Source organism: Stenotrophomonas sp. KH_052 (genome assembly GCF_057838755.1).
In genome coordinates, this window is record NZ_CM174475.1 from 4,368,312 (window position 1) to 4,387,790 (window position 19,479).

General features: G+C 67.2%; 23 protein-coding genes. 11 read left to right on the forward strand and 12 right to left on the reverse strand.

Annotation, left to right across the window (positions count from 1 at the left end; all coding sequences use genetic code 11):
* Positions 1 to 80: 80 nt before the first annotated feature.
* The gene (locus AC3ITW_RS19960) at positions 81 to 260 is read left to right on the forward strand and encodes a hypothetical protein (RefSeq protein ID WP_100435331.1); all 180 of its coding nucleotides are present in this window, start codon (positions 81 to 83) and stop codon (positions 258 to 260) included.
* On the opposite strand, the gene AC3ITW_RS19965 is transcribed toward AC3ITW_RS19960, so the two are convergent.
* The gene (locus AC3ITW_RS19965; RefSeq protein ID WP_100435332.1) at positions 257 to 1,804 is read right to left on the reverse strand and encodes an alkaline phosphatase; all 1,548 of its coding nucleotides are present in this window, start codon (positions 1,802 to 1,804) and stop codon (positions 257 to 259) included. The genes AC3ITW_RS19960 and AC3ITW_RS19965 overlap by 4 nt on opposite strands.
* A gap of 136 nt (positions 1,805 to 1,940) precedes the next feature.
* Positions 1,941 to 2,690 carry a hypothetical protein gene (locus AC3ITW_RS19970; RefSeq protein WP_012512261.1) on the reverse strand — a complete coding sequence of 250 codons (750 nt, stop codon included), beginning with the start codon at positions 2,688 to 2,690 and terminating at the stop codon, positions 1,941 to 1,943.
* A gap of 175 nt (positions 2,691 to 2,865) precedes the next feature.
* Between AC3ITW_RS19970 and AC3ITW_RS19975 the strand changes: the two genes are divergently transcribed.
* The gene (locus tag AC3ITW_RS19975) at positions 2,866 to 3,603 is read left to right on the forward strand and encodes a D-alanyl-D-alanine carboxypeptidase family protein (RefSeq protein WP_100435474.1); all 738 of its coding nucleotides are present in this window, start codon (positions 2,866 to 2,868) and stop codon (positions 3,601 to 3,603) included.
* 49 nt (positions 3,604 to 3,652) lie between these two features.
* Here the strand turns inward: AC3ITW_RS19975 and AC3ITW_RS19980 are convergent, their stop codons facing one another.
* Entirely contained in the window at positions 3,653 to 4,246 is a 594-nt protein-coding gene (locus AC3ITW_RS19980; RefSeq protein WP_100435333.1) for a TetR/AcrR family transcriptional regulator, read from the reverse strand.
* Between the two features lie 16 nt (positions 4,247 to 4,262).
* Complete coding sequence (locus tag AC3ITW_RS19985) at positions 4,263 to 4,859, reverse strand: NAD(P)H-dependent oxidoreductase (protein WP_100435334.1); 597 nt, start codon at positions 4,857 to 4,859, stop codon at positions 4,263 to 4,265.
* 126 nt (positions 4,860 to 4,985) lie between these two features.
* Here AC3ITW_RS19985 and AC3ITW_RS19990 point away from each other — a divergent pair, with 126 nt between their 5' ends.
* On the forward strand, positions 4,986 to 5,516 hold the full coding sequence (locus tag AC3ITW_RS19990) for a hypothetical protein (RefSeq protein ID WP_012512265.1): 531 nt from the start codon (positions 4,986 to 4,988) through the stop codon (positions 5,514 to 5,516).
* Positions 5,517 to 5,590: 74 nt separating this feature from the next.
* On the opposite strand, the gene AC3ITW_RS19995 is transcribed toward AC3ITW_RS19990, so the two are convergent.
* Positions 5,591 to 6,421 carry an isocitrate lyase/PEP mutase family protein gene (locus AC3ITW_RS19995; protein ID WP_100435335.1) on the reverse strand — a complete coding sequence of 277 codons (831 nt, stop codon included), beginning with the start codon at positions 6,419 to 6,421 and terminating at the stop codon, positions 5,591 to 5,593.
* Positions 6,422 to 6,589: 168 nt separating this feature from the next.
* On the opposite strand from AC3ITW_RS19995, the gene AC3ITW_RS20000 reads away from it, so the two are divergent.
* The 5 genes from AC3ITW_RS20000 (at position 6,590) to accC (ending at position 10,427) form a co-directional block, all read left to right on the forward strand.
* The gene (locus AC3ITW_RS20000) at positions 6,590 to 7,330 is read left to right on the forward strand and encodes a DOPA 4,5-dioxygenase family protein (protein ID WP_012512267.1); all 741 of its coding nucleotides are present in this window, start codon (positions 6,590 to 6,592) and stop codon (positions 7,328 to 7,330) included.
* A gap of 314 nt (positions 7,331 to 7,644) precedes the next feature.
* Positions 7,645 to 8,094 carry a type II 3-dehydroquinate dehydratase gene (gene aroQ, locus AC3ITW_RS20005; RefSeq protein WP_012512268.1) on the forward strand — a complete coding sequence of 150 codons (450 nt, stop codon included), beginning with the start codon at positions 7,645 to 7,647 and terminating at the stop codon, positions 8,092 to 8,094.
* Positions 8,094 to 8,516 carry a lysozyme inhibitor LprI family protein gene (locus AC3ITW_RS20010; RefSeq protein WP_012512269.1) on the forward strand — a complete coding sequence of 141 codons (423 nt, stop codon included), beginning with the start codon at positions 8,094 to 8,096 and terminating at the stop codon, positions 8,514 to 8,516. The genes aroQ and AC3ITW_RS20010 overlap by 1 nt, the downstream gene beginning before the upstream one ends.
* Positions 8,517 to 8,569: 53 nt before the next feature.
* Positions 8,570 to 9,049 (forward strand): acetyl-CoA carboxylase biotin carboxyl carrier protein, encoded by a 480-nt coding sequence (gene accB / locus AC3ITW_RS20015; protein ID WP_006397184.1) that lies wholly within the window; start codon positions 8,570 to 8,572, stop codon positions 9,047 to 9,049.
* 10 nt (positions 9,050 to 9,059) lie between these two features.
* On the forward strand, positions 9,060 to 10,427 hold the full coding sequence (accC, locus tag AC3ITW_RS20020; RefSeq protein ID WP_006397186.1) for an acetyl-CoA carboxylase biotin carboxylase subunit: 1,368 nt from the start codon (positions 9,060 to 9,062) through the stop codon (positions 10,425 to 10,427).
* A 135-nt stretch (positions 10,428 to 10,562) separates the two neighbouring features.
* Here accC and AC3ITW_RS20025 read toward each other — a convergent pair whose 3' ends face one another.
* Together AC3ITW_RS20025 and AC3ITW_RS20030 are read right to left on the reverse strand one after the other, a co-directional pair.
* Positions 10,563 to 10,937, reverse strand: coding sequence for a hypothetical protein (locus tag AC3ITW_RS20025; protein ID WP_012512270.1), 375 nt, complete (start codon positions 10,935 to 10,937; stop codon positions 10,563 to 10,565).
* A complete protein-coding gene (locus tag AC3ITW_RS20030; protein WP_006397195.1) occupies positions 10,934 to 11,896 on the reverse strand; it encodes a hypothetical protein in 963 nt (320 codons plus the stop codon). The genes AC3ITW_RS20025 and AC3ITW_RS20030 overlap by 4 nt, the downstream gene beginning before the upstream one ends.
* A gap of 164 nt (positions 11,897 to 12,060) precedes the next feature.
* On the opposite strand from AC3ITW_RS20030, the gene prmA reads away from it, so the two are divergent.
* From prmA to fis, 3 genes are all read left to right on the forward strand, one after another.
* On the forward strand, positions 12,061 to 12,981 hold the full coding sequence (prmA, locus tag AC3ITW_RS20035) for a 50S ribosomal protein L11 methyltransferase (protein ID WP_012512271.1): 921 nt from the start codon (positions 12,061 to 12,063) through the stop codon (positions 12,979 to 12,981).
* 42 nt (positions 12,982 to 13,023) lie between these two features.
* Positions 13,024 to 13,791, forward strand: a complete 768-nt coding sequence (locus AC3ITW_RS20040; RefSeq protein ID WP_489389874.1) for a DUF3426 domain-containing protein — start codon at positions 13,024 to 13,026, stop codon at positions 13,789 to 13,791.
* A gap of 115 nt (positions 13,792 to 13,906) precedes the next feature.
* Entirely contained in the window at positions 13,907 to 14,182 is a 276-nt protein-coding gene (fis, locus tag AC3ITW_RS20045; protein WP_006397198.1) for a DNA-binding transcriptional regulator Fis, read from the forward strand.
* Positions 14,183 to 14,310: 128 nt separating this feature from the next.
* On the opposite strand, the gene AC3ITW_RS20050 is transcribed toward fis, so the two are convergent.
* Genes AC3ITW_RS20050 through AC3ITW_RS20070 form a run of 5 tightly spaced genes read right to left on the reverse strand, consistent with a single transcriptional unit; the run spans position 14,311 to position 19,464 of the window.
* Positions 14,311 to 15,306 (reverse strand): phosphatidate cytidylyltransferase, encoded by a 996-nt coding sequence (locus AC3ITW_RS20050; protein ID WP_012512273.1) that lies wholly within the window; start codon positions 15,304 to 15,306, stop codon positions 14,311 to 14,313.
* The gene (locus AC3ITW_RS20055; protein WP_100435475.1) at positions 15,303 to 15,932 is read right to left on the reverse strand and encodes a lysophospholipid acyltransferase family protein; all 630 of its coding nucleotides are present in this window, start codon (positions 15,930 to 15,932) and stop codon (positions 15,303 to 15,305) included. Before AC3ITW_RS20055 ends, AC3ITW_RS20050 begins: the two co-directional genes overlap by 4 nt.
* A 12-nt stretch (positions 15,933 to 15,944) precedes the next feature.
* Entirely contained in the window at positions 15,945 to 16,382 is a 438-nt protein-coding gene (locus tag AC3ITW_RS20060) for a hypothetical protein (protein ID WP_006397202.1), read from the reverse strand.
* Entirely contained in the window at positions 16,379 to 17,713 is a 1,335-nt protein-coding gene (locus AC3ITW_RS20065) for a phosphatase PAP2/dual specificity phosphatase family protein (RefSeq protein WP_100435336.1), read from the reverse strand. The genes AC3ITW_RS20060 and AC3ITW_RS20065 overlap by 4 nt, the downstream gene beginning before the upstream one ends.
* Positions 17,713 to 19,464, reverse strand: a complete 1,752-nt coding sequence (locus AC3ITW_RS20070) for a bifunctional alpha/beta hydrolase/class I SAM-dependent methyltransferase (RefSeq protein ID WP_489389875.1) — start codon at positions 19,462 to 19,464, stop codon at positions 17,713 to 17,715. The genes AC3ITW_RS20065 and AC3ITW_RS20070 overlap by 1 nt, the downstream gene beginning before the upstream one ends.
* Between the last annotated feature and the right edge of the window lie 15 nt (positions 19,465 to 19,479).

Here is a 19,479-nt window from a genome sequence, read left to right on the forward strand (position 1 = left end):
AAGGCAAGCTTGCGGAAATGTCGCTTTTTGCCCGCCCATGCTGCCCGTATCGTGCAATCCACTCAAGTGGAGGTACGCACATGAACATCTTCAGCGGCCTGTTGTTCCTGCATGGCCACGTGACCAACGCCGAGCTGGCGCGGCAGCTGGCCTGCCCACCCCCGTCCCCCAGCACCACCCCCGGTAGTGCCGGCCGCTGGCCGGCAACCTCGTCGACCGGGAAACCTGCAGCTGCCAGCCAGCGGCCGGCGCACCCCTAGCGCTGCAGCGCTTCCTGCACCGCCGCAGCCACGTCGGTGTTGTCGATGTAACTGCCGTCATTCCAGCGCACATGCTGGCGGTAGCCCGCATCGACACCACGCACGCGCTTGCCCAGCAGTTCCGCACCTGCGCCCTTGGCCCAGAGCGGCACCAGTGCATTGGAGTGGTTGCCGGTGGGCCGGAAGCTCATTCCTGGCATGTGCCCGCGGCCGTTGTTGCGCACCGGTTCGAAGGCCACGCTCTGTGCATCCGGGCCCATCGGCATGCTGTTGTCGTGGTCGGTGGTGACGATCAGCAGGGTGTGTTCCCAGCCACCGTTGCGTTCGATCCACTCGATCACTGCCGTCACCGCGTCGTTGAACTCTACGGTTTCTTCGATCAGCCGGCCGTTCTGCGGCTGGTCGCTGCACTGCCCGTAATGCCATTCGGTGCCACAGGCGCTGGTGTGCGCGGCCCAGTCGGTAGCGCCACCTTCAACCATCAGGAACAGGCCCTTGGATGAACGCTGCTGCAGGAACCGCAACGCACCGCGGGTCATGCTCGCAAGATCCGGCACGCTGTCGATCTTCCTCACACCGGAAGGCGTGGTCGCATCCTTGCCCACCACCTGCAGCTGCCGCGCCTGCTGCAGCGTGTTGGCCACGCGCGGCACGCCGATCAGCGGCCGGTCAGCCGGCAGCCGTCCCTGCGCCAGTGCAGCGAATTCCTCCTTGCTGCGGATCAGGCGCCACGGTCCCGCCGGATTGCCGCCAATGGAGGTGCCGGCTTGCAGCTGCTGCCAATCCTGCTGCGACACCCATTCCCACGGGTTCGCGCAGCCCTCGGCCTTCGCCGCACCCGCATCCCCGCCGCAGGCACGGCCATCAACGCTGTAGCCGGGACCACCGGTGCCCATCACCAGGTCCATGTGGCCCTGCGCCAGCATCTGATGGGCGATGGCGTGGTAGTTGTTGCGCGACTCGTTCTGCGCAGCGAACGCGGCCGGCGTGGCATGTGCGAACGGCACCGAGGTGACCACGCCGGTGGCCATGCCCAGGCGCTTGGCACGCAGCGTGTTGAACTCGACCGCGTTGCCGTCATTGTTGTAGTTGATGGCGTTGTTGTAGGTCTTGATGCCCGAGGACAACGCCGTGCCCGCCGCTGCACTGTCGGTGGCGACCGCGGCCAAGTAGTGGTAGCCGGAGAACGGCAGGTCCTGCGCCGGCACCGGGGAGTCATCCCACGCTTTGGCCGCGTCGTAGCCCAGGGTCTGTGCGTTGTCGCGGGTCGGCTGGCTGCTGGCGTTCAACGGGAAGGTCGCCACCGCCAGGCGCTGCGGAAAGTCCGCATACGGTGCGCCTTCGCGGCTGCCGTACTGCCAGTAGGCCGCCGCATCCCAGGTACCCCAGCCGGCACCGTCATTGATCATCACGATCACGTTGTGCGGGCGGGCTTCGGCAGGGGGAACAGCATCGGCGCGCAGATTCGGCTGGCAGCCGCTCAGGGTGGCCAGTACGGCCAGGATCGACGGGCACAGCCAACGTCGCGCAACGGGTCGGGTCATGGTCTCCTGCAGACGGATCAGCGACGGATCGCGCCGCTTTTGTAACGTTATAGCATTGCTATGTTGCAGGAGTATGCGGGTGCCACCGCGGCAGCGCCCAAGGGGCCGGACCCGCCGTCGGATCCGGCCGACGGCCTCAGGATGCCGTGTCCTGCGGCAACGTCAGCGAGCTGCCATCAACGAACACCACGGCTTCCGGCGTCCATACCACCGTGTACTTGCTCTCGTCCAGGCTGGCCAGCTTGCGGTCATTGCTCTTGGTCTGCGCGAAGCGCACCGAACGGCTGCCCTGCCAGATCACGCTCTGGCCGGCCGGAATGGTCACGTCATTGGTGATGGCGAATCCGGAAATTTCCTCGCCGAACAAGTCGCGTACCGACACATAGCCCTTCACGCCGGCGATGTCCTTGCCGGTGTTGTTCTGATACCCGAAATCCACGACCAGCAGTTCGTCAGTGGTGATGCCGTGCGAACGCTGCACTTCGATGTCCTTGGACACCACGGTGACGGTGACCGCCTCGCGCAGCGGCTTCATCGCGGCTTCGCGACGCGCTTCAAGTTCCGCCTTCAACGCGGCCTGGCGCGCTTCCTCGGCCTTGCGCTCTTCGATGAAGCGGCGCTGCTCTTCCACGGCCTTGCCCAGCGTCATGCCCGCTGGAATACCCTGGCCTTCCTTGCCGCCGAACACACCGGCCATCTTCGAGGTCAGGGTCACACGCACGATGTAGGCGGCGGCCAACTGCTGTTCTTCAGGGGTGAGCTTCTCCAGCTCGGGCTTGATCGTGGCCAACTGGTCCACGTCCTGCGGAATCACCGTGTTCTTCGGGTTGGCGCATGCCACCAGCATCAGGCAGGCCAGGCCGGTGACGATCAGACGCTTCTTCATGGATGTCCCTTCGCTACTGAAAAATCGGGCTTTCCGGCCCGGCGGAGGCGCAACGTTACCGTACTTGCTGGCACATTCGTACGGGTCGACGCACAGGCAAGATTCATGCCGGAAGCCGATCCACACACCCGTGATCCGCTATCCTCGTGCGGCGTTCCCGTACAGCCCTCCCGACATGCCAGCACCGCCGACCGCGCTCTCCTCCATCACCATCGAAGCCAGTACCTTCGAGGTGATCCATCAGGACAACGCCGGGGTCGCACGGCAGCCGGCGTCGCTGACCAAGCTGATGACCGCCTACGCAGCGTATGCGTGCCTCGAAGAAGGGGGTCGCACGTGGGACGAGGCGGTCACCATTGCCGCCGATGACGTGCACGCGGTGGCCGATGATGAAACGCGGATGGGCCTGGTGCCCGGCGAAAAGGTCAGCCTGGCACGCTTGCTGGAGGGGTTGATGATCGTCTCCGGCAATGATGCGGCGCTGGCCATCGCGCGCCATCTGGATGGATCACAGTCTGCATTCCTGGACCGCATGAACCGGCACGCACGCCAGCTCGGCCTGCGCAGCACCTGGTTCGCCAGCGTCTCCGGCATCACCACGCCGCACCATGCGTCCAGTGCGCGCGACATGGCAGTGCTGGCGGCCTGCCTGCTGAACGATCATCCGCAGATACTGTCGATCACCGCGCAGCGCGCGTTCGCGCACGGCAGCTTCAACCGCAACAACCAGAACGCGTTGCTTGGCGAAGACGGCGTGGATGGATTGAAGACCGGTTACACCCAGGCCGCAGGCTTCTGCCTGGCCGCCACCGCATGCCGGGCAGTGCCGGGGCGGGACCAGCCGGTACGCCTGATTACCGTGGTGTTGGGGTCTGGAAGCCGCGACGCACGCGACGCACTGGTGCGCGATTAGTTGGCGGCAGGATTCGCCGCGCTGGCCGACGGCTGACCGCTCGCGCGGCTCAGCGCCGCTTGACCGTCGCCACGATCAGCCGCTGAAGCTCGGCCTCGGCACCGGCCTTGTCCAGCGCGCCGGCAGCCACGCCCTCTGAAAGAGTTTCAGCCGCACCGAGAATCGCCCAGCGTCCCGCTACCGGTACGCTGCCATCGGCGGCGAACGGGCCCAGCCAGGCGTCGCAGTTGTCAATGAAGTCCTGCTGGTAACGCCGCCGCACCTCGTGCAGTTCCGGTGCGCCGACCAGCGCTGCAAGGATGCCCTGCACTTCACTGCCCTGGCTGAGGATGCAGTCGATGTAGCCCGAGGCGATGGCCGCCGCACGATCGGTGAGTTGCGCCCTGGCGCGGCCGATGCGCTCGTTGAACACCACCGTCTGCCGGCCGTCGTAGTCGTCATAGAGCGCGGCCAGCAGACCATTGCGGGTCACGAAGTGATCGTAGGCCACCGGCTTGGTCACGCCTGCGGTCTCGGCCAGCCGCCCCAGCGTCAGCGCGTCGGTACCTTCGTCGCCAACCAGCGCCCAGGCCACATCCAGCAACTGGCGGGCGCGTTGCTCGCGGGTCAATCGGCGGCGCGTGGGAGCGGCGTTGGCAGGCATCGGCGGAACACAGCGATCAGTGCATCGGAGTGCCGATTTTACGGCCGATCTCCCCTGCCGACTGCAGGTGCGCTTCGGCCGCACCAGAATCGGCGTCCAGCAGCAGGTCAGACGACAGCACGCGCGCGCCGCAGTAGTCGAAGATGCCCATGTCGATCTGCGCCTTCATCGCCGCGTCGTAGCCGCGCCGTTCGATCATGTCCGCGCCCGCGCCGCCGATGCCGACCAGGTGCACGCGCAACCGCTGCAGCTTCTTCTGTACCTTACCGTCGGCACCGTCCTGGTAGGCCCAGCCCTGGGTGAACACACGATCGATCCATCCCTTCAGCAGCGCGGGGAATGACCACCAGTACAGCGGGTAGACCAGTACCAGTGTGTCGGTGGCGTCCAGCCGCGCCTGCTCGGAGGCGACGTCGGCCGGAACTGCGCCGGTGCCACGGAACAGCGCCTGGTCCTGTGGGTTGAAGCGTGGATCGAAACCTTCGGCCATCAGGTCGGCGTGGGTCACGGTGTTGGCGGCATCCGCCGCGGTGATGGCTTCGCCGATGCGCTTGGCGATGGCATGGGTCAACGAGCCGGATTCAGGATGGGCGGTAACGATGAGGCTGTGCATGGGGGATGTCCGGAATTCACTAACTACCAATAGTAAGTAGTGGCGGCCGGGATACCAGCGCCATGCGTGGGACGCTGTTTCCGCATCCGCCGTATAGTGCGGCGCTTCCCCCAGAGACAGCCGAGAATGGATCGACGCCTGCTTCTCCCTCTGCTGGCCCTGCTGCTGTCGGTCGTGCTGCCATCGGCCTTCGCAGGCGAACTCAGCCCCAGTGATTCAAAGGCATTGCGTCAGGACGTGCAGGCGATGCTGGATGCGTTCGGCCGCGGCGATGCGGAGCTGATCATCGCGCGCACCCACCCCAGCCTGAAGCAGCTGGCCGGCGGCGATGACGCCTATGCACGGATGACCCGCGATACCGTGAAGGAACTGCGCAAGTCGGTCACCGTCATCAGCGACGAAGCCGGCATGCCCGGCCGCACCTACGCCGCTGGCGACGAAGAGGTCAGCTTCGTGCCACGCCAGTCACTGTTGCGCGTGCGCGAGTCGCCGATACGCAGCACCTCGTTCATGGTCGCTGTACGCCGCGTGGGAACTGCGGACTGGCGTTATCTCGATGGCACCGCGCTGCTGGACAACCCCGGGCTGCTGCGGCAACTGCTGCCGGCGCTGGAGCCGGAAGTGTCCATGCCCAAGGGCGGGATGGAGGCGCTGTAGTCACGGCCTCATCCGTCCACGCATGGCGTGAATCTACTGCCAGTCAGTTCACCTGGGCCTGCACCGGGGTGCCGTCAGCGGCGGAACAACGCGTTCAACGCCGCGCCCGAGGCCGCCTGCTGCAGGCCATCGAAGCGGCCGTCCTGCACGATCGGCTGGGTGGCCTGCATCAAGCCACCCCACGCCGCACGCGCCAGCGCACCGCCGAGGCTGACCCGGCGCACGCCAAGTGCGGCGATGTCCTGCAGGCTCAGCGGCGTCGGCCCACCGACCAGCAGGTTCACCGGCTTCGAGCCCGCAGCGGCGACCACCGTACTGATCTGTTCGCGCGTACTGATGCCTGGTGCATACAGCACATCGGCACCCGCTTCGGCATAGGCGCGCAGCCGCTGCAGTGTGTCCTGCAGATCGGGCACGCCGACGAAGAAGTTCTCCGCCCGGCCGACCAGCAGCACCTCGCCGCCGGCACGGTCGATGGCCGCGCGCGCTGCACGCAGGCGCTGGACCGCCTCGTCGATCGGCCTCAACGGCGCATCGGCCACGCCACTGGCGTCCTCGATCGACAACGCGGCGACGCCGGTATCGATTGCCGCCGCCACGGCCTCCTCCACCGCGCGCGGTGTGGCGCCAAAGCCATCACCGAAATCGGCGTTCAACGGCAATGGCGTCGCCGCCACCATCAGCCGCAGATGTTCCAGCGTGGCCTGCAGCGAAACCGCGCCGTCCGACCGCCCCTCGCTCCAGGCACAGCCGGCGCTGGTCGTGGCCAGCGCCTGGAAGCCCTGCCGCTGCAGGTAGCGGGCGCTGCCCACATCCCACGGATTGGGCAGCACGAAACAACCCTGTGCATGCAGTTGGCGGAAGGTCGCGCGCTTGCGCCGGGTGTCGGCATCGGGCGAGGTCATGACGGGCTCCAGGGCGGCAGACCTGCACCCTAGCCCGCCGATCGGCCGCGCTCAATGACATCGCGGGTGAACGGGCATGAGGTGATGCTGCCTGCTTATTGGACGCTGCCGAGGCAGGTGCCTGAGCGTGCTTGCCTGCCCCCGCCGCACGCTGCCATGGAGCCCTTCATGCACCCGGACCCACAGACTTCCGCTACCGACGCCTTGTTCGATGCCGACGACGACGCCCAGTGGGCCGACCTGCTCTCGCCCACGCGCCGGCGGCTGATCGCCTCGGCCGGGCTGGCCGCCGGTGGCCTGGCCAGCGCTACCGCTGCCGCCGCGCCGCCGCGCGCCGAGGCCGCTGTGAACACGACCGAGCCGGGCCGCCCCGGTTTCCGCGCCCTTGTTCCGCCCGCGCCCCAGGGCCGCAGCCCCTGGGGCGAGGCCACGGCCAGCGAGCCGACGCCGCGTCCGGCCAGCGTGCGCCCCGGCGAGGCCACCCTGCCGGCCACCCCGCGTGCCTACACCGACATCAAGAGCTATCACGCGCATATCTACTTCGATGAAGACAGTTTCGAGAAAGCCGCACTGCTGCGACGCTGGGCCGCCGAACGCTTCCCGGTGGAGCTGGGCAACTGGAACCTGGAGCCGCGCGGCCCGCACGTCACGCCCTCGTTCTACTTCGGCTTCACCAACGACCTGCTGCCGGTACTGGTGCCGTGGCTGCAGCTCAACAGCCTGGGCCTGACGATCCTGATCCATCCCAATACTGGCGATGGCCGCGCTGACCACCTCCATTACGCGTTGTGGGTGAACCGCGCACAGCCGGTGAACGCCTACAACTGGCCGGCGCCGAAGCCGGGCGAGCAGGAGCCGCTGGAAGAAGTGTTTCCGAACGTGGTGCCGACGGTGCCGCTGGAGACGTGAGGGGTGCCAGATGGCTCAGTGATGGGCGCGTAGCTTGATGCACACGGAACTCCCACATCCACGCATGGCGTGGATCTACGGCATCACAGCCCATCGCAGCGTCAGCCATCGCCCACCCTGACGCCATCGTCGGTCTACGTGCACGCATCCCCCGCCTGCACGGCGTTCAGCGCGCCTTGATCCAGCGCCCGCCATACGGCCACAAGCCCTTCGGCAGATTTCAAACGTTAGATTGAAACGCGCCAAACTTCGCCGAACTGGACAGCATCCGCCGGTTCCGCCAGACTGCCGCCCTTTCCCGTCTTCCGGATCCCATGGCGAAGCTGCTGGTCCTGCACGGCCCCAACCTCAACCTGCTCGGCACCCGCGAGCCGGAGGTCTACGGCCACACCACGCTGGCCGACATCGACCAGGCGCTGGCCGCCCAGGCGTCCACTGCCGGGCACGCGGTGGAGAGCCTGCAGTCCAACGCCGAGCACGTCCTGGTGGACCGCGTGCAGGCCGCGCGCAATGACGGAACCGCTTTCATCCTGATCAATCCGGCCGCCTTCACCCACACCTCGGTGGCCCTGCGCGATGCGCTGGCAGCGGTGGCGGTGCCGTTCATCGAGATCCACCTGTCCAACCCGCATACCCGCGAACCGTTCCGCCAGCACAGCTACTTCAGTGACAAGGCCGTGGGCGTGGTCTGTGGCTTCGGTGCCGACAGCTATCGCTATGCGATGGATGCAGCGCTGGCACGCGTGCGGGTGGCCGGCGCGTGATGATGCTGCCGCGCGTGCTTGCCAGCGTCGTGCTGTGGGCCGGCATCTGCGGCGCGGCCACGGCGTTCGACCGCAAGGACGAAGGCATCGACTGTGCGCACCCGACCACCACGATGGAGAGCGACCTGTGCGCCTCGGACGTAGCGGCGGCTGCAGACGCTGAACTCAATACCGTGTACGCCCAGGCGCGCCAGCAGCTGCGCACGCCGGACCACGGTGGCAGCTGCAGCTACTGCGGCGAGGCCGAACAGCAGCTGGTGCTGGCCCAGCGTGCCTGGATGCAGCTGCGCGACCACGACTGCAACGCCGTCTATGCACTCAATTCCGATGGCACGGCGCGCAACGGCGCACAGATGCGCTGCCTGACCACCCTCGCGCGCGACCGTACGCGGCAGCTGCGCGAGTTCTACGAACTGCTTTGACCCGAGCGCGACGCGCTTCCCACCACACTGACATCAAGAGCAAAGAGGCCACCATGGATCTCCGCAAAATCAAGAAGCTGATCGACCTGCTGGAAGAGTCGAACCTGGCCGAAATCGAAATCAAGGAAGGCGAAGAGTCGGTGCGCCTGTCGCGTGCCCCGGTGGCCGGCTATGCCGCACCTATGCCGGCACCGGTGTATGCCGCCCCGGCCGCCCCCGCACCGCAGGCGATGCCGATGCAGTCGCCGACCGAAGCCTCCACCGGCGGCACCGCCAAGCCGGGCCCGGCGCTGCCGGAAGGCCACGTGCTGCGCTCGCCGATGGTCGGCACCTTCTATGCCTCGGCCGCCCCGGACAAGCCGGCCTTCGTCAGCGTTGGCCAGCAGGTCAAGGAAGGCGAAACCCTGGCCATCATCGAAGCGATGAAGATGTTCAACCCGATCGAGGCCGACAAGTCCGGCACCATCGTCGCCATCCTCGGCGAGAACGGCCAGCCGGTGGAGTTCGACCAGCCGCTGTTCGTGATCGGCTGAGGGGCACGCCATGCTCGACAAAGTCGTCATTGCCAACCGAGGGGAAATCGCGCTGCGCATCCTGCGCGCGTGCCATACCCTGGGCATCCGCACGGTGGCCGTGCATTCCACGGTCGACCGCAACCTCAAGCACGTGGCCATGGCCGACGAGTCGGTCTGCATCGGCCCGGCGCCGTCGCCGCAGAGCTACCTCAACATCCCGGCGCTGATCGCCGCGGCTGAAGTCACCGACGCCCAGGCCATCCACCCGGGCTACGGCTTCCTGTCGGAGAACGCCGACTTCGCCGAGCGCGTGGAAGAGTCAGGCTTCATCTTCATCGGCCCCAAGGCGGACACCATCCGCATGATGGGCGACAAGGTCGAAGCCATCCGCGCAATGAAGTCCGCCGGCGTGCCGTGCGTGCCCGGCTCGGGCGGCCCGCTGGGCGATGACATCGTCGCCAACACCAAGATCGCCCGTGAGATCGGCTACCCGGTCATCATCAAGGCGGCCGGTGGCGGTGGTGGCCGCGGCATGCGCGTGGTGCACGCCGAAGCCTCGCTGAAGACCTCCATCGAAACCACCAAGAGCGAGGCCAAGGCCGCGTTCGGCAATGGTGAGGTCTACATGGAGAAGTTCCTGGAGAACCCGCGCCACGTGGAGATCCAGGTGCTGGCCGACGGCCAGGGCAATGCCATCCACCTGGGTGAGCGCGACTGCTCGATGCAGCGCCGCCACCAGAAGGTGGTGGAAGAAGCACCGGCGCCGGGTATCAGCGCCGAACAGCGCGAGCAGATCGGCAAGGTGTGTACCGAGGCCTGCGTGCGCATCGGCTACCGCGGCGCCGGCACGTTCGAGTTCCTGTACGAGGACGGCCGCTTCTACTTCATCGAAATGAACACCCGCATCCAGGTGGAGCATCCGGTCACCGAAATGGTCACCGGCATCGACCTGGTGGCTGAGCAGCTGAAGATCGCCGCCGGCCAGAAGCTGTCGATCAAGCAGAGCGACGTGGTGCTGACCGGCCATGCCATCGAGTGCCGCATCAACGCCGAAGATGCTGAAACCTTCGTGCCGAGCCCGGGCACCATCACCGGCTTCCATCCGCCGGGCGGCCCCGGCGTGCGCGTGGACACCCACATCTACAGTGGCTACCGCGTGCCGTCGAACTACGACTCGATGATCGGCAAGCTGATCGTGCACGGCCCGGACCGCGAGACCGCCATCGCCCGCATGCGGGTGGCACTGAGCGAAATGGTGGTGGACGGCATCAAGACCAACATCGCGCTGCAGCAGCGGATCATGCGCGACAAGGGCTTCCAGGCCGGTGGGCAGAACATCCACTACCTGGAAAAGCGCCTTGCCGAACGCAAGAACAAGCCGATCGCGTTGACCTGATCGGCGCCAGGTGCTGGACATGAAAAGGGCGGGGATATCCCCGCCCTTTTCTGTTTCTCTTCCGGTAGCGCCGGGGCCATGCCCGGCGAAATGGCAACGAAGCGCGAGGCCGCCGGGCATGGCCCGGCGCTACCTTCAGTGCGCGTCGGCCGCCGTCGCCGGAATCTGCGATTTCGCCAACGGGCGGACACCATTGGGCGAGGTCGGGTCGACGATCACCATGGTCTCGGTCGAGCCGTCGGGCCACACCACCTGGAAGGTGCTGCCGGCCGGCAGCGAGGCGAACGGCATGCCGCTCTGCGCGCGATACACCGCTGCGACCTGGCTGGCGCCCGCGCGGCGCACGTCTTCCTGCGCCTTCACCGTGGTCAGCTCCACCTTTGATAGATGCCGGTAACGATCTTCATAGGTGTCGATCATCAACAGGCCAACCGCACCGGCCGAATAGGCCACGAACAGCGCCACCCAGAACCAGAATTTGGCCCCATGCAGGAATCGACGGTAATTCATTGCCCGTCCCTCTTTCCAACCAATCGCTTGATCCATTGCCTCATCTTCCCCGCACCTTGCCGCGAAACCGCAGCGTCATACACGAAATCCCGGAAATCCTGCGTTCCATCCTGCGAACAGATCCCTCCGTTCGCACAAAAGCTGTTGACCAGCACGCTGTCTGCTCCACACGGTAGACCGAGTTCGCAGGCCGCAAGCCGCCATGCCAGTTCACTGAGCTGTTCGCCGGCCACCAGGCCGTTCAGCGCGCGATCGCCCGAGGCGCGCACGCCCATGCCCGGCGCGATGGCCATGAATGCCTCCGGATCGCGCGAAGTGCGCACCCGCTCGACCAGGTCGCGGCGGTACTCGGGGCTGTCCTGCAGCGGCTCGCCTTCGGCGAACAATGCTGCCTCGGCCGCAAGGTTGCCCTGCACAGCCGCCTTGCGGCGCTCGGCCAGCACCAGCGGCGGCCCCAGCTTGTCGCCGGGCACGAAGCCACCGCAGCGCTGCGCGACACGTTCGCGTGCCTGCACCATCGCCGGCGCGGCGGTCAGCCCCGATCCGGCCAGCACGTTGTTGTCCAGGCGGTAGCCGCCCGGGTCGACCGCATACTGTGCGCAGTAGTCATAGACCCTGCTGAGCATCCAGCGCGCCTCGTGGTTGCCTTCATCGGCCTGCACGCGCAGGCGCTGCGCGTAGGCATACAGATCGGTGGCATCTTCGATATCGGCACGGAGATCCAGTGGCAGGCCTGAAGGCAGCGCGTTGCCGCGCTCGAAGGCCGCCAGCCGGCGCGCCAGTGCTTCCGGCATCACCTGCAACGCTGCTGCGCTGCCATCGGCGACCGCGACGCCCGGCAGGTCTGCCTCCACCGTGGACGGCGCCACATGGCCGCTGGCCCGATACCCGGCCACGCCCAGCACGGCCACCGCCGGCAGCACGAGCAACCAGGTTTTCAGGGTCGGAGCAAAGGCCATTGGCGGCGGTGGAGCATCACGGCGCACAGGAAAGCACGGAGTTTAGCAAGGCCCAGCAGGCCTGTCTGAACCGGCGTCGTTCATCCCAGGTCGGCATCTCAGGCAATACGGAGACGCCCCGATGGTCTAGCATGGCCCCCTTTCCCGCGATTGCCCCCACTGCCATGCCGTTCCTGGAACTGACCCTGCGCTGCACCGAAGCGACCCAGCCCCGCTATGAAAACGCGCTGGAGGACGTCGGCGCACTGGCCGTGACCCTGCTTGATGCCGAGGCCGATACCAGCAACGAGCAGGCCATTCTCGAGCCGGGCGTGGGCGAAACGCCTCTGTGGGACACCCTGGTGCTGAGCGCGTTGTTCCCCGCCGACAGCAATGCGCTGTTGCTGCTGGCTGCACTGGAAGCGTTCGATCCGGAACTGGACTGGAGCGGCGGCAGCTTCCGCGCGGTCGAGGACGAGGACTGGGAACGCGCCTGGCTGGACCAGTTCCAGCCGATGGATTTCGGCAGCCGGACCTGGATCGTGCCATGGAACCATGAACTTCCGGAGGCCGCGCAGGCCGCCGATGCCGCCGTGGTGCGACTGGATCCGGGCCTGGCGTTCGGTTCGGGCACCCACCCGACCACCGCGCTGTGCCTGCGCTGGCTGGACCAGTTGGCCGTGGATGGCCTGCTGCAGGGCCAGCGCGTGCTCGACTTCGGCTGTGGCTCGGGCATCCTCGCGCTGGCCGCACTGAAGCTGGGCGCGGCTGAGGCGATCGGCGTCGACAACGACCCGCAGGCACTGGTGGCGACCGCCGACAACGCCGAGCGCAATGGCGAACAGGCACGCATGCACGTGTACCTGCCACAGGACGAACCCGTCGCGACCTATCCGGTCGTGGTCGCCAACATTCTTGCGTCGGCGCTGGATGCGCTGGCCGAACTGCTGGCCGCGCGCGTCGCTGCCGGCGGTCGCATCGCCCTGTCGGGCATCCTGCACGGCCAGGAAGGCGAACTGCTGCAGCGCTATGCGCCGTGGTTCGACGACCTGCAGGCGACCCAGGATGGCGACTGGATGCGCATCACCGGCGTGCGCCGCGCCTGATCGTGGTTGAATGACCGCTGGATCCGAGCCCGCGCCCTGAGCATGTCCGAGCCGAACCCACCGCGCCGTCCGCTGGCCACCTTCCTGCGTCCCACGTCGGAAGGTAATGCCGCGCCTGCGACCGAAGCGCACACGCCGGACGCAGCCGCGCCGGTGCCCATTGCTGCAGCACCGGCTGAATCTATCGACCCTGTATCGCAACAGGCAGCGATGAAGCACCACCACGATGACACTGTCATTGCCGATGAGGCAGTGCGCATCGAGCCCGTACCGGCCGCGGTACAGGCAACCGCCGTTGCCAGCGACGCGCCCAGCTTCCTCGGTGCCGCACGCGCGCGCAGGCTGCCGACGCCGCGCTGGCACTGGCTGCTGGTCGCCGGGCTGGCCCTGCTGCTGGTCCTGCAAAGCGTGCTTGCCGATCGCGCGCGACTGGCCGCCGACGCCGGCAATCGTGCGTGGCTCGGGGCGCTGTGTGGCGTCCTGCGCTGCACCCTGCCCGCCTGGCATGAACCGACCGCGTTCACCATGACCAGCCGCGAGATCCGGCCGCTGCCCAACCAGGCGGGTGTCCTGCAGGTGCAGGCCAGCATCCGCAACGATGCACGCTGGGCGCAGGCCTGGCCGGCACTGCGCCTGTCGCTGTCCGATGCGGATGGCCGGGTGATCGGCAGCGCAGTGTTCACGCCGGCGCAGTATCTGGGTGAAGACCCCGGTGCCGCCCTGCTGGAACCGGGACAGAGCGCGCGTATTGCCTTCCGTGTACAGGAGCCGGCTGCATCCACCGTCGCATTCACCTTCGACTTCCTGTGACCAGGATGGACACGACTGGCCGTGGCAGGTCGGGCACGCTCGCGCTAGACTGACCGCCACCACCTCGTCCGGCCGCGCGCTCCGCGCGCACGGGCCAACCGAATCGGGAACCCCCTTGAACGCTGTCCTTTCTCGTCCTGACAACAGTCGTGGCGCTGCCCGGCCACCGCTGCGTGAACATGTCGCCCAGTCCGTGCGCCGTTACCTGCGTGACCTTGATGGCTGCGACGCGGACGATGTCTACGAGATCGTGCTGCGCGAGATGGAGATCCCGCTGTTCGTGGAAGTGCTCAACCACTGCGAAGGCAACCAGAGCCGGGCTGCAGCGATGCTGGGCATCCACCGCGCCACCCTGCGCAAGAAGCTGAAGGAATACGGCATCAGCGCGTAAGCGCGCACGAGGGTCGTGCCGGCCGCTGGCCGGCAACCCCATGAACGATGGCAGGATGTTGCAGTTGCCGGCCAGCGGCCGGCACTACCGGTAGATCCACGTCATGCGTGGATGACGGCCCAGCGGCATCAACCGCCGCCGCCCGCCTTCCAGTAGTACCGCACCACGTGGAAGAACACCGGCGCCGCGAAGCACACTGAATCCAGCCGGTCGAGCATGCCACCATGGCCCTCGATCATGTGGCCCCAGTCCTTGATGCCACGGTCGCGCTTGATTGCCGACATCACCAGGCCGCCCCAGAATCCCATCAGGTTGATCAGCAGCGACAGGCCGAACGCCTGCAGCGGCGTGAACGGGGTGATCCACCACAGCGCCGCGCCCAGCGCGCTGGCACTCAGCACGCCGCCCACGAAGCCCTCCACCGTCTTCGACGGCGACAGTTTCGGTGCAATCAGGCGCCTGCCCAGCAGCTTGCCCCAGATGTACTGCAGCACGTCCGAGGACTGCACCACGATCACCAGGAAGGCGAACAGCAGCACGTTGCGCGCCGGGTCGTAACCGGGCACACGCAGGTTCAGCAGCAACGGCACGTGCGAAATGCAGAACACGCAGATCATCAGGCCCCACTGCACCTTGGAGGTACGTTCCAGGTAGTGGGTGGTGTCGCCGCCGATGGTGGCCAGGATCGGCAGGAACAGGAACGCGTAGACCGGGATCAGCAGCGTGTACATGCCGTACCAGTCGATCCACACCAGGTAGTACTGCCACGGCAGCACGATGTAGAAGGCGGCAAGCAACGCGTAATAGTCACCTGACCGCGTGGGTGCCAGGGTAATGAACTCGCGCAGTGCGAACAGCGAGATGATCGCGAACAGCACGATCACCCCGGCACGCCCGAAGAACAGCGCCAGCCCGACCACGATCGCCATCACCCACCACGCGCGGATACGCGAGACCAGGTTGGCGATCACCGCGCTGGGCGCGCCGCGCTGGCGCCACCGCAATGTCTCGGCCACCAGCGTGGCCAACACCAGCACCGCACCGACGCCAGCGAACAGCAGACTGGTTTGCTGGCCGACGCTCTGCGTAGCCAGGTCACCAGACACATCGATCAGGAAGCTCATGCCCTGCCCCCGTTCGGCGCCAGGTCCAGCAGCGCCTGCCTGCTGCGTGCCAGGAAGGCGGCCTTGTCCTCATCGGCCCGCAGCCGTAGCGGCGTACCGAAGGTGGCCGTACACAGCAATGGCAGCGGCAGGAAACGGCCCTTGGGCATCACCCGCTTCAGGTTGTCGATCCACACCGGTACGAACTCCAGCTCCGGCCGTTGCCGTGCCAGGTGATAGATGCCGCTCTTGAACGGCAGCAGCGGCTCGTCGCCGATGTTGCGCGTACCTTCTGGAAACAGGATCAACGAACAGCCCTCGTCCACCGCATCACGCAGTACCTGCAGCGGATCCTGATGGCGGTTGCCCGCCTCGCGTTCCACCAGTACGCCATTGAACACCGCATCGATCAGGTACCTGCGCAGGCCATCGCGCTGCCAGTACTCGGCGGCAGCCACCGGCCGCACCTGCCGCCGCAGTGCCGGCGGCATCGACGACCAGATCAGCACGAAGTCGCCGTGGCTGGCATGGTTGCCGTAGTACACGCGATGCTCGCTGGACGGCGCACAGCCGACCCACAGCGCGCGTGCACCGGTCACCACATGGATGGCCGCACTGCAGGCCCGGGCGATCAACTCAGCAAACATCATCGTCTCCCCTCAGGTCTGCGGCCACAGCACGGCCAGCAGCAGCGCGGCAAACTGCAGCAGCGTTGCCGCGAACTGGCGTACCAGCAGACGGCGCATGCCCATCCAGCGTGCGTCCCAGCCGCGTAGCGGCGCCTGCGCGTCCAGCCTGCGCAGGCCGGCCGTGTGCAGCGCCTGATCCACCCGTTGCGCGGCCTGCTCACCCTGCAGCGCTTCCTGCTGCAACAGCCGCAACAGGCTGGCATCGAGCTGCACACGCACCGCGTAGTACGCCTGCAGTACGCCGGCAACCACACTCAGCAACAGCAGGCCGGCAGCGACCATCGCCAGCCCAGGCTCGATGCCCAACAGCAGAAGCGCCACCAGCAGCAGGCCCAGCGACAATGCCGCAGGCAGGCGTCCCTGGCGCAGCAGCAGGTGCATCATCGGCAGATCGGGTCCGGCACTCATGCTGTTCTCTCCTGCGTGGCGGCGGCCGCGATTGCCTGCAGATGAACCTCGTGCAGCACGATGGACGGCCGCACCGCGCGCACCATCGCCACGGCATCGACCACGTTGCACGCACGACCACTGCGCAGCAACCAGGTCGCCACGCTGGCCGCACTGCGCGAATAACCCAACGCACAGCAGACCAGCACCGGCCCGTGCGTGCGCAGGCGCTCGATGGCATCGGCAGCGTCGCGCAGCTGCGCGGGGGTCGCCACCACCAGGTCCAGCATCGGCACGCCGGCATACGCTGCACCCGGCGCGCAGCAGGAAAGCTCGGCACAGGTATCGACCACGCCCCGCAGCGGCGCCGGCAGCGCGGTACACGGCAGGCGTCCCAGCCAGACCTCATCGGTCACCTGGACCGGCTGCGGCGCGCGTCGCGTCCACAGCCGTGAATTGATCCAGGCGGCGGCAAGATACGGCGCCAGCAACCAGCGCGCAGCCATCGTCAGCCGGCCATCGCTGCGCTTCTGGAAAACGGCCGTGCCCAGCCCCGCAAAGGCCAGCGCGACCAGCAACAGTGACACTACCGGCCACAACAGCCAGAGCGCGGCACCGCGCAGCATCACCACCGGCACCAGCAGCAGGCCGGCGCCAATCGCGTAGAGCGCTGCCAATCGCCAACGCCGGGGGTCGCGAGCGGTCTGCCAGGCGCGCAGCGGCGGCGTGCCCTGCTCCGGCCACAGCCACACGCACAGCCAGCCGGCCAGCAGCCCGGTGGGAATATCGATGAAGTGATGCTGGAAGGTGGTCAGCACCGAGATGCCGATCAGCAGTGCCCAGACGTGCAGCACCCCGCGCCAGGCGCCATGCAGGTACTGCGCGAACTTCACCCACAGCACGATCAGCAGCACGATGTGCAGCGAGGGCGCCTGGTTGAACGGCTTGTCAAAGCCCAGCAGCACATCGAACAACCAGCCGAACACACCATCGATCTCGGGCCGCTGGAAGCTGAAGCGCAGCGGCCACAGCAGGAAGCAGGCCACGGCGATCAGCTGCGCACTGAGCAGGCGCAGCGCATGCCGGTCCAGTTCCAGCCGGCGCCTGCACAGGAAGAACGAGACCGCATAGAACAGGTCGATCGACCAGTACGGCACGATCGTCCACGGCACGAACGGAATCTGCGTTTCCCAGCCGAACGCCATCACCGGCAGTTCGGCATGGCGCCCGGCCATCCAGTTGGCAAAACCATAGCTGGCGAAGAAGAACGGCCCCAGCAGGGCCAGCCACAGCAGGGCGCGTCGCCAGGGACGCGCCTCGCTGGCCAGTGGGGTCGCTGCCAGCGTCGCCATCACGCGATCCGGCGCGCCAGCGACACGGTGAAGATGCCGAAGTCGTCGATGCGCTGTGCAACCTTCTGGAAGCCGGCCAGGCGCACCAGCTCATCCATCTCGTGCTGGGTGCGACGGCGCATCACCCATGCCACGCCATCGCGATGGCTGGTCAGCGCGCGCGCGATGAACTCCAGCTGCGGATGCCACGGCTGGCCGGTGTAGGCCAGGTAGCCGCCGACCGGCACCGTCGCGGCAATCCCCTGCAGCGATCGCAGCACCGCATCGTTGTCCGGGAACAATTCATACAGCCCCGAAACCACCGCCAGCGTGGGTGCGGGGTCCACGGTCGCCAGCTGCGCGGGATCGAACGCATCGCCCTGTTCGAAGCGGGCAATGTCGGTCGCGCCGAGGCGCTCGATCAGCGCCTTGCCCTGGGTCACGTTCAGATCGCTGAAATCGCGCAGCACGATGCGGTCCGCACGCTGCTCGCCCGTTCCCAGCGCTTCCAGCACATAGCGGCCATGGCCGGCGGCCACGTCCAGCACGCGTACCGGCGCGCCCTGCCCGCGCAGGCGCTGGGCGGCATCGCGCAGCAGCTCCTGCAGGTGCTTGCCACGCACGCGGATGCCGCGCCAGCCGATCGCATCCAGGTAGTTGCGGTCGACCATGCGCCCCAGCGGGCCCTTGCCGCGCGCTTCGTCGCGGTAGATGTAGTCGAGCGTGCTGCCCGAATCGAAACCGGTCTCCAGGCCCAGCGCGATGCCTTCAGACAGCGTGCCACCGAAGCGCAGGCCACCACGCACCACACGCCAGCGCAGGTCGGCCAGGCTGTTGCGCTCTGGCGGCCAGGCCAGGATCTCCGATTCCTCGAAGGTCGGCCCATGCCGATGCGCATCACGCCGTGACAGTTCGCGCAGCGGCTCGGCAAAGCGCGCCTGGATGAAGCTGCGGATGCGCGCCAGTGCCGGCGCGCGATCACGTTCGCCCAGCGTGTCATGGAAGAAGCCCGGTAGGTGCACGCGCTCCTTGATCGGGCTGGACAGGCGCTCGTAGAAGCGGTCCTGCTGGCCACGGTGCACCACGAAATCCGAGCCGGAGACCAGCAGCTGCACCGGCACGCTGATCGCCTGCGCATCGGACACGATGCGGTCGGCCGCCTCGTACAGGCCCAGCAGCACACGCACCGAGATCGGCCGGGTGATCAGCGGATCGGTGCGGTAGCTTTCCACCCGTGCCGGATCGTGCGTGAGCCACTGCGGCTTGACGTAGCTGTTGACGAAGAAGTTGCCGCGCAGCTTCTGCATCAGCGTCAGCCCAGCACGAGCGAACGGCACGTACAGCTTCACCTTGAACGCCGGCGATGCCATCACCAGCGCACGCAGGCGCGGTGCGTAATCGTGCACCCAGGTCGCGGCGACCACCGCACCCACGCTCTGCGCGATCACCACGATGTCCTCCACCGCGATGCCGTGCTCAGCGCCGATGTGGGCAATGAAGCTGTCCAGATCACGCACCAGCGCCGGGAAGCCCGGTGCATCGCCACGCGCGCCGGGCGAACGGCCATTACCGCGTGCATCCCAGGCGAAGAAGGCGGTGTCGGGCAGATCCAGCTCATCGACCAGGTGGGTGACCCGCCCGGAGTGCTCGTGGCCGCGGTGCAGCAGCACGATGGCCTTGGTGGCCGGCGTTGCAGTGGTGCCCGCCCAGTACCGGTAGAACAGCGGTACCTGGTCGAAGCTGTGGAATTCCCGTTCCTGCGCCTGACGCATGCAATCTCCTGATTG